This is a genomic window from Arcicella lustrica (assembly GCF_034930985.1).
Taxonomy (GTDB): domain Bacteria; phylum Bacteroidota; class Bacteroidia; order Cytophagales; family Spirosomataceae; genus Arcicella; species Arcicella lustrica.
The window spans coordinates 201,136-216,575 of record NZ_JAYGIM010000005.1; the positions used below are offsets into that span (position 1 = coordinate 201,136).

Genomic DNA, 15,440 nt, shown 5'->3' on the forward strand with positions numbered 1-15,440 from the left:
TAAAATCTATTCATAAATATTACTCTTCAATATCATTCTCGACAATATTATGCGTGTTCTTTGTGCTCAGCTTTAGCTTCTTCTTTTTTAGCTACTTCATCCTTGTTACGGATTTTCACTAAATAAGAAATACTTGGCTTAACGTTAATTTCTTCGATTACACCAAATGCACGGCCTTTGTGTTCTACTGCTAATAATTTCGAGATTTCTGATGTTTCATCATTCATATCTCCAAAAGTAATAGCGTTAGTAGGACAAGACTGAGAACAAGCAGTTTGGATTTCTCCATCTTTTGGTCTTCTCTTTTCTTTCTTCGCTTCTAATTTACCAGCTTGGATACGTTGAACACACATTGAGCATTTTTCCATAACCCCACGTGAACGAACTGTTACGTCTGGATTAATTACCATACGACCTAAATCGTTGTTGAAGTGGAAATCGTACTCGTCTGTTTGGTAATAACGGAACCAGTTGAAACGACGAACTTTATATGGACAGTTGTTAGCACAGTAACGTGTACCAATACAACGGTTGTAAGTCATTTGGTTAAGTCCTTCTGTAGAGTGAGTAGTTGCCAATACTGGACAAACTGTTTCACAAGGAGCATTATTACAGTGTTGACATAACATTGGTTGGAACACAACTTCTGGATTTTCAGAAGCATATTCTAATCCTTTTACATCTTCAACATCAGCATCAGAAGAATAATAACGGTCGATACGCATCCAGTGCATTTCACGACGATTAATTACTTCTTGACGACCAACTACTGCAATATTATTTTCAGCATTACAAGAAACCACACAAGCGGAACAACCAGTACATGTGTTAAGGTCGATGACCATACCCCATGCGTGATTATTATATTTGTGTCCATTCCATAATGTAATGTCTAATGCACTTTTCTTACCTTCTGCTGTTGAAATTTCTGGTTTGAAACGACCAGCTTCTACATTTTTCTTGTAAGCGCTTAATACTGTTTCTTGAACAACAGCCTCACGAGCCATTACAGTATTGTGAGTTTGTGTACGAGCAATTTTAGCAGTTTCGCCAGTTGCTTTTACTTGAACATCGCCAGCATTGAAGTATGCGATATTTCCATTAACAACTGAAGCGAATGGATAAGCATTAACACCTACACCATCAGCAGATTTACCAGCTTTAGTACGTCCGTAACCGATAGCAATAGCTACAGTATCATTTGCCTGACCTGGCTGAACAATGAATGGTAATTTAACTGATTTACCATTTACTGAAACTTCAACTTCAAGGGTATCTAATTCTACTTCTTGATCTAACGCTAATTTTTTAGCTGTTGCTAAAGATACTGTTGCATAATTGCCCCAACATGCTTTAGATACTGGCTCTGGACATTCTTGTAACCAAGGGTTGTTAGCTTGAGAACCAGAACCCATAATTACTTTTTCATAAATAGCTAATTCCATTTTATCAGAAGTAGCTTTATAGTTTTTAGCAACTAAAGTAGCAGCTTCAGCAAGATTTACAGCTGGTGTTACTGCAGATACAGTTGAACCTAACTCATAAATACCGTCGTGCAATACTTTAGACCAAGCAACTTTTCCACCTAAAATACCTAACCAGCTATTTTCAAGATATGTAGCATAGTCACCGTTCAAACCTGCCCAAGTTAAGAAACTTGATTGCGCTTGACGAGTCTTGAAAATTGTTGAGATAGTAGGTTGAGTGAATGAGAAGTAACCTTTTTTAGGTTCTGAGTCATTCCAAGATTCTAAGTAGTGAGAATCTGGAGTACTATATTTACAAAGCGAACCTGTTTCGTCTGCTCTGTCGTTAGTTGAAATGCTTAATTCAATTTTTGGTAAAGCCTCTGCTAATTCTGCTCCACGTGGGTGATTATAAACTGGATTAGCATTATAGAAGATTACAGCAGCAATTTGACCAGCTTTCGCTTCAGAGATAAAGCTATTCATTGCTACATCTGAACCTGAGCGATAACTTACAGGAGAACCTGCATCAATCGTAGTTCCATAAGAGCCCAATAAACTGTTGATAGCAACAACAATTGATTGTACTGCTGGGTCATTAGAACCAGAAACTACCAATGATGCACCTCTAGTTGCTACTAAGTCAGCAGCAGCTTTATCAAGATGATCAACTTTTACCGCTGAAGTAGCAATCGTTGCAGCACCAAGTTTAGAAGCTACTGCATTATAAAGTGAAGCTACCACTAAACCTTCTTGCGATGGTTTATAAGTTGCACGATAATCTGAGTTAGCACCAGTCATCGACATGATAGTCTCAAACTGATAATGACGAGACATCTCTTTGTTTCCACCTTCAGCAGAGCTAACTCTACGAGTTTTAGCCCATTGTTCTGAGAACTCATCACCTGACAACCAAGTTCCTAAGAAATCAGCACCGATAGAAACAATTGTTTTTGCTTTACTAAAATCAAAACTTGGTAAAATACCTCCGTTCGCTTGCGCAAGACCTGACAACGAGTTAGCATCATAAGTTACTAATTGTGTTGTAGGGTATTTTGCGATAAACTCTGCAATTACTTTCTTAGTAGTTGGTGATAAAATTGTGTTTGATACAATTCTAATCTGCCCACCTTTAGCAGCAATTTTAGTAAGTCCTGATATAATTTCTTTATCAGCTACTTTCCAATCTGCCGGTGCACCTGCTACTAAAGCTCCTTTTAATTTCTCATTATCATAAAGACTCAATACAGAAGCATGAACACGAGCAGAAATACCTTTAGTAAGAGATGACTGAGGGTTTACTTCTATTTTGATTGGACGACCTTCACGAGTTTTAACCAATACTGAAGCATAGTCACCACCATCAGTAAAAGTAGATGCATACCAGTTTGCAATCGTTGGTTCTACATCTTCAGGTTTGTTCAAATAAGGGATAGTCTTTTTTACTGGCGCTTCACAAGCTGCCAAAGTAACTGCTGATACTCCAAAACCTAAAACTTTTAAAAAGTCACGGCGATTGGTATTTGTACCATCAATAATAGCTTCACCTTTTTCATCTGTTGTAGGGGCATCTCCAAATTCACGATGAGCATACTTTACAAATTCTGCTTCATTGGTCAATTCCTCAAGCCCTCTCCAATATCGTTTTGTATTATTTTCCATATATCTAATATGTATAACGAAATATCTTGATTATAAACTTAAAATGTCAACACTGAAAATCATTTTGATTAATAGTGACATTTTGAACACTCTAAACCTCCAATATTTTGAACTTTCAAAGGTTCTTTGTTTTCCTTATTATGTAATTCTACTAATTTGTCGTAGTAAGCATTGTCTTTTGTGTTAACGTCTGTCTTTCTGTGACAGTCGATACACCAACCCATCGTTAATGATGAACGTTGTTCAACAACTTCCATTTTGTTGATTTCACCATGACAATTAGTACATTCTAAACCGCCAACATTCGTATGTTGAGAGTGGTTAAAATAAGCTAAATCAGGCAAATTGTGAACTCTAACCCATTGAATAGGCTCATCGTTTTCTAAAGAACGATAGATTTTTTGAATTTCTGGAGATTCACGTTTGATAGTATTGTGGCAGTTCATACAAATGTTTGCAGAAGGAATGTTTGCACCTTTTCCTTTATAAACACCTGTGTGACAGTAGTTACAGTTGATTTCGTACTGTCCTGCATGTAGTTTGTGAGAGAATTGGATTGGTTGCTCTGGAGCATATCCTTGGTGAATACCTACACCATAAGCAGTATCAATAGTTGCTTTACCAATCAAAAGAGTGATTAATAATGCTGCACCAGTTTTGAATGCACTATTTCCTGCTAATTTTTTTCCGTTTTCAGCAATTTTCTGAAAGAAAGGAACATCCTTAGCTTCGTCTGAATTAGGGTCTATAGAAGCTAATTTTGAAAGAGAAGAAACAATTGATAATAACGCTACTAAAACAAGAATCATTACACCTAATAACGCAACTAAAATATATTGCATCATTCCACCGTTTGAAGAACCTTCCGCTGGAGCGGCTGCTACTGCTCCACCTTCTCCTGCTACTGGAGCTACTGGAGCTGCCTGTGCATCAATGTAAGCAATTACACTCTTGATTTGATCTTCAGAATAGTTTGGATAAGGAGTCATCTGAGCTTGATTGAACTTCTTAAAAAGGTCGTTCGCATATTTGTCGCCAGATGCAATTACAGCCTGAGGGTTGTGTACCCATTTAACAATCCATTCTAAGGGTCTTCTTTCACCAATTCCCTTTAAGCCAGGACCAACTAGGGTCTCATCGTTTGTGTTGTGACAAGCGGCACAGTTGTTTTTGAAAATTTGTTCCCCTTCGGCTACGTCTTGTGCGTTAACATTCACAGTTGCGGCGAAGAAGCCTAAAACTGCCGTTAGTGCAACAATTTTCAAGCGTTTCATGGTTATCATAATCGTTTTATAACAGAACATTTATATAAAAATACAAGATTTAATTCAATTCTTTCAATTCTCCCAACTTGATTACTCTTTCAGGAAATAAGAGACACAAGTTTATTTTTTTTAGCAATATTATCAAATAGACACTTTTGCGGGTCACAAAAGTACAATTGGATTATTTATGAACCAATTAATTTAATGTGCATTTTTTGCAAATTTCGTATCGCTCTCACCAATTTAGAATCTTTCTAAGCAACGACATAATTTAGGCACTTTCTTATATTGAAATTTACACTGATTCGTTTGTACAATATCAAGACCACTCTTACATCTAAATTAACTGCTCATAAAGGTAATAAAGAATTGATTTTTTGCAGTACAAAAACAATATTTAGATTGATTTTATATAAGTGAATTGGATATGTGAAAACTATGAATATGCCCAAAGCTCATATTTATCAAAAGCCAGAAAAACAAAAAAACCTTTCAACGATTGCTGAAAGGCTTTAAAATCTGAGGTCTCGAGCGGATTCGAACCGCTGTGGAAGCTTTTGCAGAGCTCTGCCTAGCCACTCGGCCACAAGACCATTTGATTGGAGTGCAAAATTAATACAAAAAATATAAAAACAAAAGACTCTTTGATATTTATCTTAAATCTTCCAGAAAAAGATATGTAAAATCCTTTTATAAAAAAGCATAATATGCTTATAATAAGGTTGATATCATAAGAAAACATCCATAAAAAAAGCGTTCTGAAAATCAATGATTCTCAGAACGCTTTAAAATTATAACAAAATTAGATTATTCAGCAGTGTTTGCTTTTTTATCTAATTTCTTTTTTGCCTCTTCACGAGCTGAATCTTCCATTTGAGCTTTCAATGCTGAAAGAGCATCTAAATCACCTAAAGTAGATTTTTCAGTATTATCAGCTAATTTCTGAACGTCTTTAGCTGTTTTCTTTTTCTCTTCAACTACTGCTTCTTCTTTAGCATCGTTGTAAACTCTTACGTGAGAAAGAACAATTTTACGATCTTCTTTTTGGAATTCAATTACTTTGAAGTCTAATTGTTCACCTACTTCAGCAACTGAACCATCTTCTTTCGTTAATTGCTTCAATGGAGCAAAACCTTCGATTCCATAAGGTAACTCTAAAGTAGCTCCTTTATCATTCTTCGCAACTACTGTAGATTTATGTACTGAACCTAAAGTGAAGATTGATTCGAAAGTATCCCAAGGGTTTTCTTCCAATTGTTTATGTCCTAAAGCTAAACGACGGTTGTCAGCATCTAATTCAAGAACTATAACATCTAATTTTTCACCAACTTTAACGAATTCAGATGGATGTTTGATTTTCTTAGTCCAAGATAAGTCAGATACGTGAACTAAACCATCAATACCTTCTTCTAATTCAAGGAATAAACCAAAGTTTGTTAAGTTACGAACAGTACCAGTGTGTTTTGAACCGATAGCATAACGAGCTAACAAATCTTGTTTAGTCCAAGGATCTTCAGTTAATTGTTTGATACCTAATGACATTTTGCGTTCAGCACGGTCAAGTGTTAACACAACTGCTTCGATAGTATCACCAACTTTCAAGAAGTCTTGTGGGTTACGTAAGTGTTGTGACCAAGACATTTCTGAAACGTGGATTAAACCTTCAACACCTTGAGTAATTTCTAAGAATGCACCGTAATCAGCAACGTTTACAACTTTACCTTTTACTTTAGAACCAACTTCAGTTGTTTCTGCTAAAGCATCCCAAGGGTGAGCTTGCAATTGTTTCATACCCAATGAAATACGTTTCTTGTTCTCATCGAAGTCCAAAACAACCACTTGGATTTTTTGGTCAAGTTTAAGCATTTCTTGTGGGTGGTTGATACGACCCCACGAGATGTCTGTAATGTGAAGTAAACCATCTACACCACCTAAGTCGATGAACACACCGAAGTTAGTCATGTTTTTGATTACCCCTTCAAGTACTTGTCCTTTTTCAAGGTTAGTCAAGATAGACTGGCGTTGTTGCTCAAGGTCTTTCTCGATTAATACTTTATGAGATACAACTACGTTATCGTTAGCGTGGTTGATTTTAACCACTTTCACTTCCATTTTCTTACCTACAAAGATATCGAAATCACGGATTGGTTTCACATCAATTTGTGAACCTGGTAAGAATGCTTCTACACCATAGATATCCACGATCAAACCACCTTTAGTACGACGTTTCACGAAACCATCGATAACCACATCTTGTTCAAGAGCGTCTTCGATATTTTTCCATGCAGTCATTACTTTAGCTAATTTACGAGAAAGAATCAATTGACCTGATTTGTCTTCTTGGTTTTCTACGTAAACATCTACTACATCACCTACTTTCAAATCAGGCATATCTCTGAATTCAGAGGTTGGTACAAGACCATCTGATTTGAAACCAATATTCAAGATAATTTCACGGTCAGTAATCCCTACGACTGTTCCTTTTACTACTTGTTTCTCAGTAACTAAATTTAAAGTTTCCTCGATTAGAGCCTCCATTTGAGCTCTTTGCTCAGCAGAATAACCTCCACCGATACCTTTTGTGCCGACTAAATCCCAGTCGAAATCTGCTAATTGGTTAGCCATGTGTTTGATTAAAAGCCCTTTATACATCATCGCCACGGGCAAAAGGCGAAGAAATTAAGTGAAATTCCCTAAAAGTGTTACTTTACGGGGGTGCAAAGATAGAAAAATTTTGTAATGATTTGATAATGAGGAGGAAAAAATATTTTTTGGATACTTAAATTTTAAATCCTCCTCAAAATCTGATTACTAAAAATTTATAAAAGCAATTATTTATTAATTCTTTAATTTCAAAGCTATCTTTCTTTCTGCTTTATTTGTAAAAAAATAAACATAAACAATTGCCTACACATGAAGCATTTCTACTTACTCATTACACTATTATTTTGTATCAATTACACACTATTTAGTCAAGAAATATCATCAAACGCTCCTATTTGCTTAGGCGATGGTCTATCATTTAAAGTAAGTAGAGGAAAAACATTTCTATGGAAAGGCCCAAATGGCTTTATTTCGAATGTACAATACCCTGTCATTGCAAAAACTACTCTAGAGAATGCTGGCAATTATAGTGTTACTATTGATGGAACTACGACATTATCTATCGATGTAAAAATTGGAAAAATATTGACAGACAAAATGTATGCTTACAATTCAATCTATAAAAATCAAATAGATTTCAAAGCTTTCGCAAACTCATCAATAGATAGACAAAACTATCATTTGTTTAAGTATTACTGGAACGGTCCAAATAATTTCACGTCTAACTTACAAAACCCTAGTATTAATAATTTCGACAAAAATGCTCAGGGTGTTTATAAAGTACTTATCAGAGATGAATTTGGATGCTCTTCCATTCCTTCAACTGAAGTTAAATTTAGCAAGCCCGACTGCCCTTTTCAAGTAGGTATTTCATTAAAAGTGAATGGTAGTGTTAGGTATTTTTTCAACAATAGTGAGAATTATTCATCAGACATATTTATTTGTCAGGGATCCTATGCAGAATTTGAGCTTGACACAAGCTATTTGAAAAATGCAAAAATTAAATGGTATAAAGATGATTTAGAAATTAATAATTTTAAAGAGACAAACTTCAAAACATCTGAAAACGGGGTTTATCATGCTGTGATTAGCACAAATACTTGTGAATACAAAACCCAGAAACTAAACCTTAAAAATAATAGTACACCAGTTATAGAAATCTCTAAAAATCAAACTACTATATGTAAACAGGGGGGGGACGACGTAACACTTATAAGTAGTATTTCATCCTTTTATGCGAACAGGCTGTCTTATCAATGGCTAAAAAATGATGAAATAATAGAAGGAGCAACGAGCCACGTACACACTACTAAGGAAGAAGGAGAGTATAGATTATATCTTAAAGCTGACAACTGCTTTGTCACGACTGAACCTATTAAAGTAGTTAAAAGTGACAAAATACAATCAAAACTTATATTTAGTAGAGATTCTGATTTAAACGAATACAAAGAGTTGAGTCTATGTAGCGATAAATTAAATGCATTTAATCTAATTGGTAGTGGAGATGGATTTAAAGAACTATCAAAAGACGGATTAACTATTTATTCTTCTCAAAATAACTTTAGACTTTCTCCTTTTGAAAGCTCTCCCTATAGCCCTGGTACTTATATCTTAAAAGTTACACAAGGAAACTGCGTATCCAAAGATAGTGTTAAATTCAGCTATGGTACAATGAAGAATATTCCTATATCTTTTGAAAGAGTAATTAATAATTGTTCCAGTTTTTTCAATGTTCAGCTTTCAACACTTACATTAGTTCCTAATCGAAGTAATTTTACTTGGTATAAAAATGGAGTTGAGTACAAAAATGACTATCATTTATATCCATCATCAACAGGAGATTATCAATTAAAATATCATGATTCACAGACTGGATGTACTGGTGAATCTAAAATTATCACAATCGACAATATTTACGGTAAAAAGATTTTTTCAGTTAACTCACCTAAAGGCGTAAAAATTTGTAAAGGTAATTCATATTTACTTAAGCTAAATCGTTGCTATTACTATGATAATGATGCCGCTGTTTGGAAAAAAGATGGTAAAATTATATTAACAAAAAAATGCGAGGTACAAGTAAATGAATCGGGGAAATACTGGTACGAATTCAAAAATGATGACTGTGTATATTATTCAGATACAATAAATGTACAAGTTGAGGATTTGGTTACACCAACCATTACAACTTCTTGTTTAACAGACAATAAACTTACATTAGTATCTAGTTCAATCGATAGTTTAAAATATATTTGGTTCAAGAACAAAGAAGTTGTTAAAAATGCCAATACTAATACCTTTTATGTTGATGAAAGTGGATCCTACCAGTTATTGAAAATAAAAAATGGTTGTGTGTTCCCTTCAAATGAACTAATAGTGGACGTCTTTGAAAATGAACCTCAGAAGAAGTTGTCTTTATGCCTCGACGATACCCTGAAACTTTATTCGTCTCATCAGTTTGCTTCTTTTCTGTGGGTTGGTCCTAATAATTTTACTACCACTAATCCAAATCCTATTATCCCAAAAGTAACCAGTGCAATGGCGGGTACTTATACCTTTACAGGGTTTACACAAAATGGTTGTAAATTCACATCACAAACTGAAGTTAAGATCAATACGATACAATACTCAATAAGTCTTCCCCAAGAGATAACAGCTTGTAAAGGCTCAACTATAAAATTACCCGAATTCTCTTCTAACCCTTCTAATGCTAGCTATAATTATGCAAGATGGGAAGGTCCAAACAACTTTAATACAACCTTTAATGGCGATAACCCTACGCTATACAATATAGTTGATTCAAATTCAGGACTTTACAAACTCACAGTTTACTATACTAATAACTGTCTTTTAAAAACCAGCACCAACCTAAAAGTAAGTTCCACAAATGATTGTAAAAGCATTTCAATTGGGGATATTGAACGTTATAAAAGCAAGGTTAGTTGCGTTAATAGCATTATAGAAATACCATTTACTACAACTGGGCAGTTCCCACAAGGCACTAAATTTAAAGTAATTAGTAATAATACTATTTTAGCGGAAGGGTTATCAAGTCCTTTAAAATTAAAAATTCCAGATGTGTATTACTCCATGACCTTTAAAATTGTTTCTGATGATAATATTTCCTCTGTTTCTGAATCAATAGGTGTTCAAGGGCACTACACCCCTTACCTAACTAGTCCCTTAGGGTATAATTCTCATGCTAATGAGATAATCAATGCTTGCGATAGCTTGACATTATACTATTCTGATTATATAGGATATAAAAAAGTTCAATGGTTACTGGATGGTCAAATTCTTAATAATTCTCAATTGAATACACTGCAAGCTACAAAAGCAGGAACCTACAAAGTTAAAGTTGAAACAACCGAAGGCTGTACAGGAGAATCAAATGAAATAAAAATCAAGCTTGGAAGTATTTATAAACCAGAAATAGCCGGGCAAACAGTATTTTATTGCGGGCAAAAATCAATTAATTTACATAGTTATTCAAGAAAAGATTCAACAAAGGCATATACATTCACTTGGGGAAAGAACGGCACAAATATAGTAAACGAAAGTTCTTCAAATTTAAACGTTTATGAAGACGGCAAATATACAGTATCTTTTCAACAAGGAAGTTGCACTGCTACTTCAGATACTTTTTTTATAGCAAAATCAAGAAATAACAAACTACCTATCAGTATCTATTCTGATGGAAATATTACTTGTACAAACCCTTCAACATACCTTTACTGTAAAACATCTATTGCAAAACAAAAAGAATGGAAACTACAATGGTTAAAAGATGGAATTGCTATTGGGAATAATGATACTAGCTCCATTAAAATTAACGACGCAGGAGTATATTCTTTGAAAGCTGTTAATGGTACCTGCGAAGGCGTTTCTAATGAAATACGTATCAATAAAATAGCTAATGATAATATAAAATTATTCTACTCTTCTAAAGAATGGTGCGAAGGCACCAAAATGAGTATCGATTTATATAAAAATGTTTCGACTTCATATTTTGACTTAAAGACTCAAAAAGTAATTCAAGGAATTATACAACCAACAGAATGGTATAGAGACAACAAACTAATCAACGAAGTAAACACACTTATCGATTCAAGCAAGTATTATGCGGATTTTGAGTATTTTAAAGATACAGATCTAATTACCACATTTATTGGAAGAGAATATTATATTTACTCGACATTGAACCATCAAACACCAGGAAAATATCATGCAGTTTATACTATCAAATATGATAATGGTACTGAATGTAAAGCCATTTCAGATACAGCTTCGATTTCTTTTAGCAAAAATGTACTGATAAATACTAATTCTGTTGATCCTACTTTAAATGTTATTCCAATCGTTGCTTGTAAAGATACTATTACATTTACAAGTTCTCCCTCCTCTGTTTTTTATGACCAGACCCCAATCCAATATACTTGGAAAAAAGATGGGAATATTTTCAAATCTCTTTCTAAGTCAGATTCGACTGATAGAATTTCGACTAATCAAGACGGAAATTATGTACTAGAAACCCTATATCAAAATGGCTGTAAATCTATTACTCCTCCATATAAAATAACTTTGAGAAAACTTAATACCACAATTTACACCAATCAGTCCAGTATTTGTGAAGGAGAAAAAACCGCAATAAATGGTTATATTAATACTACTGATACAACTAAAATTCAATATCAATGGATAAAAGACGGTAAAGATTTAGCTTTTTCTAAATCTTTAGCCCAAATACAAGTAAGTGAATCCGGTGTATATCAACTCAAAGCAAGCCAAGGAAAATGTGAAGGAGTATCTTCTACTATCAATCTGAATTTCGTTAAAATCCCAACTAGTATTAGCCCTAAAGACTCTATTACTTTTTGCGATAACTCAACCGTTGAACTGATTGCAAGTAACGAAACAGGTTTAAAATATCAATGGGAGCTTAATAATGCAGGTATTAAAGATGCTAATGTTTCCACTTTTAAAACAAATAACTCAGGTATTTATAGGGCTTTGCTCAGAAAGGGTGAATGTTGGGATTATTCAGAGAAAGTAAAAACAATTGCCCTTCCTACTATTTTACCTAAAGCGACACTCACGGGCGACCAAAGTATTGATTATGACAAAGAAACTAAAATCTCTGTTAGTTTAAATTCCTACGCTCCGTGGACTTTAACATTTTCGGATGGGCAAATATTTACAGCCACAACTTCGCCTTTTGAGGTCAATGTAAAGCCGTTATCAACCACTACTTATACGCTAAGTGAAGTAAAAAATATTTGTGGTATCGGTACAACAGAAGGTTCTGCTAAAATTGAAGTAATTATTCTCGCTAATGATATTGAGAAAGATATTAACGTAGAAGTTTATCCTGTTCCTACTGCTGAAATTTGTAATTGGAAAGTAAGTACTGATAAGCCTGAAAAAGTATATTTGACGCTTTATGATGTAAGTGGAAAAAATATCCTAGAACAAACTTCTGAAGATCGTTCGCAAAATCATTCAGGAGTAATTGACCTTTCGACAATCAATGCAGGAACATATTTCTTAAAAATTGATGTAGGGAACAAAAACATTACTCGTAAGATTATTAAATATTAATTCCTACAAAATAAATAGAGCCACCCATTTTTATGCGTGGCTCTATTTATTTTAAAACTTCAAGTTAGCTGGTAAGTATTTCTTTACTAACTCTTTGTAATATGGTTTCAAGGCTTCAGTGTCTGGAGGTACAGGAAGTTTTGAATACAAATCATAAGGATTGAATTTCTTCACCCACTCAAACATTTCGTGGTCATGTTCATCCATTAAATGCTCGTAAGCGTTTTCACGGTGTTGTGAATAAAATGAGTGATAGCGAATCATGTATAAGGCTGGCTCTGGTAAATTATCTTTTACCATTTGATATAAATACTCATCATGTCCCCATGACATATCTACGTTTCTTAAACCACAATTCGGTGAATAAACACCATATTTAGTATTAAAACGTTCGTCATGTGCATCTGGATTTGCTTCAAAGTATTCTGAATAAACAATTTTATCTGAATGCTTACAACCTACTGGGAAAGTATCACCTACTACAGCCCATTGTGGTTCTCCAAACAAACAAAGTACTTTACCCATGTCGTGCAATAAACCTGTTAATACAAACCAATCTGGATGTCCGTCTGCACGGATGGCTTCCGAAGTTTGTAATAAATGTTGCCATTGGTCTAATGAAGTATCAGGGTCAGAATCGTCAACCAATGAATTCAAGAAATCAAAAGCATCCCAAATCGGCATTTCTTTTTTATCAAACTTCAAGAACTCTGCTTGTTTTTGCTTTACAAAGTCATAAGTTTGATACTTGTGATTCAAACGGTAAAACTCCCGAACGGTATCTCTTTCAGGATTATCATAATTACGATACTCGTCCTTTGTCTTTTTAAAAGTAGTATCTTCTTCAGGATAACGTTGCAAAACGTCGTCTTCCCAAACATCAAGGCTCGCTAAGGGAGCGATTTCTTTTTCTGAAAATTCCATAAGACCAAAACAGATTAAATGGCTATAAATTAAGATATTGAATGTTAAAAAATTAGATAATTGTACTCACAAAATATTTTCTCAAAAGTATAAATTTTCTAGCATAATTTTAGAAATTCCTAATTTTGATTTACCAAAAAACAGTATAAAGTGCTGCTAAAACGCCACAAATCAGTACCGAAACAACCACAAAAGAATCTGAAACCTTAAACATACTCGAATCTATGGCTAAACCTTTTGTTTCTTCTTTTTTTCTGCCTTCTATTAAAGAAACAGTTACCATTATAACGACTAAAATTAGATAAACCCAAAGCGTTCTATCTAAAAAAGGAATCGGCTCTATTCCTATCCATTCTGGTAACATTTTAAATAAAAGCGAAAGTGGCAAAGTCAGTACGGCAGCAATAATTGCCGCATTTGAAGTAGTTTTTTTCCAGAACAATCCTAAAGAAAACAAAGCAAATGCACCCGGTGTAATATAATTTGAATATTCTTGAATGAACTGATAAGCTTGTTCAAGATGACGAAGCTGTGGAGTAACCAACAATGCTATCGCAAATGAAACCCAAACGGCATATCGTCCTACTAAAACGGTATTTCGCTCAGTAGCGTCTTTTTTCAAGATTTTTTTATAAATATCTAAACTGAAAATCGTAGCAATACTATTACACTTACTTGCCAAAGACGCCACAATTGCAGCAGTAAGTGCCGCAAAGGCAAGTCCTTTTAAACCCATTGGCAAAAGATTCATTAAAGATGGATAGGCATGGTCTGGTTTTACAATACCGTTTATATCTACCATTTCTTGTTGTAAAGAACCATTATTATATAGTACGTACGCCGCTATACCCGGAATAACACAAATCAGTGGAATTAGTAATTTTAAAAAGGCAGCAAAAATAATCCCACTTCTTGCTGTTTTTAAATCTGCTCCCAAAGCTCTTTGAACGATGTATTGATTACAGCCCCAATAATTCAAATTGTTTATCCACATCCCTCCTATCAAAATTGACAATCCGGGCAATTCATAATAGTACTTATCCCCTTTAGAGAATATCATGTGAAAATGGTCATCTGCTTTGGTTTTTAGCAAAGACAGTCCATCAAAAACGCCTTCTCCTCCAAATTTATCCGAAACCATATTTAAGGCTAAATAAGTGGTAGCCAATCCTCCCAAAATCAGTACGACCACTTGGATAACGTCGGTATAACCGATTACTTTCATTCCACCAAGGGTAATTAATATCGCAAAAATGGCTAAAGCACCCATACAATATTCAAACTGTAAACCTGTGATGGTTTCTAAAGCCAAAGAGCCTAAGTATAAAATGGAAGTAAGGTTGATGAATACATATAACAAAAGCCAAAATACTGCCATAATCGTCGCTACGGTATCGTTATATCGTAATGACAATAATTGTGGCATCGTATAGATTTTATTTTTCAGATAAATTGGAATGAAAAAAACTGCCACGACAATCAAGGTTGCAGCCGACATCCATTCATAAGAAGAAATGGCTAAACCAATGGCAAAGCCTGAGCCAGACATTCCAATAAAGTGTTCTGCTGAAATATTTGAAGCAATTAAAGATGCTCCGATTGCCCACCAAGTAAGTGAACCTTCGGCTAAAAAAAAGCCTTTTGTGGTTGAGTTTTTTGTTTTGTCTCGCTGAAATACCCAATAGCCATACGAACCAACAAGTATTAAATACAATGAAAAAACGACGTAGTCGAGCTGATGAAGGGAATTCATATTAAATGGATAAAATCTAAATTAATCTAAGATATATCTAAAAGTAAATATTATTATTTTTTACTCGTTTTCTTGCAATTTTATCAAAATCACTGTCCTGATTACACAAACCATCGCTCAAATACTTTAGCCTTCGATTAAGTCGTTTAAAGAAAGACTAACAATTCTCTA

Annotated in this window: 6 protein-coding genes and 1 tRNA gene; 1 reads left to right on the forward strand and 6 read right to left on the reverse strand. The window is 34.3% G+C overall.

The genetic code is table 11. The features are described from left to right. Positions 1 to 47 precede the first annotated feature (47 nt). The 4 genes from VB798_RS07660 to rpsA all read right to left on the reverse strand — a co-directional run bounded on the left by VB798_RS07660 (position 48) and on the right by rpsA (position 7,018). Positions 48 to 3,128, reverse strand: coding sequence for a TAT-variant-translocated molybdopterin oxidoreductase (locus VB798_RS07660; RefSeq protein WP_323257598.1), 3,081 nt, complete (start codon positions 3,126 to 3,128; stop codon positions 48 to 50). Between the two features lie 68 nt (positions 3,129 to 3,196). Next, positions 3,197 to 4,402, reverse strand: coding sequence for a cytochrome c3 family protein (locus tag VB798_RS07665; protein ID WP_323257600.1), 1,206 nt, complete (start codon positions 4,400 to 4,402; stop codon positions 3,197 to 3,199). A gap of 513 nt (positions 4,403 to 4,915) precedes the next feature. Then, a tRNA-Cys gene (locus tag VB798_RS07670) sits at positions 4,916 to 4,986 on the reverse strand. A gap of 214 nt (positions 4,987 to 5,200) precedes the next feature. Beyond that, a complete protein-coding gene (gene rpsA, locus VB798_RS07675; protein WP_323257602.1) occupies positions 5,201 to 7,018 on the reverse strand; it encodes a 30S ribosomal protein S1 in 1,818 nt (605 codons plus the stop codon). A gap of 288 nt (positions 7,019 to 7,306) precedes the next feature. Here rpsA and VB798_RS07680 point away from each other — a divergent pair, with 288 nt between their 5' ends. After that, positions 7,307 to 12,592 carry a T9SS type A sorting domain-containing protein gene (locus tag VB798_RS07680; RefSeq protein ID WP_323257604.1) on the forward strand — a complete coding sequence of 1,762 codons (5,286 nt, stop codon included), beginning with the start codon at positions 7,307 to 7,309 and terminating at the stop codon, positions 12,590 to 12,592. A gap of 51 nt (positions 12,593 to 12,643) precedes the next feature. Here VB798_RS07680 and VB798_RS07685 read toward each other — a convergent pair whose 3' ends face one another. Both VB798_RS07685 and VB798_RS07690 read right to left on the reverse strand, forming a co-directional pair. Then, a complete protein-coding gene (locus VB798_RS07685; RefSeq protein ID WP_323257606.1) occupies positions 12,644 to 13,516 on the reverse strand; it encodes an inositol oxygenase family protein in 873 nt (290 codons plus the stop codon). A gap of 130 nt (positions 13,517 to 13,646) precedes the next feature. Further along, positions 13,647 to 15,269 carry a sodium/sugar symporter gene (locus tag VB798_RS07690; RefSeq protein WP_323257608.1) on the reverse strand — a complete coding sequence of 541 codons (1,623 nt, stop codon included), beginning with the start codon at positions 15,267 to 15,269 and terminating at the stop codon, positions 13,647 to 13,649. Positions 15,270 to 15,440: the final 171 nt, after the last annotated feature.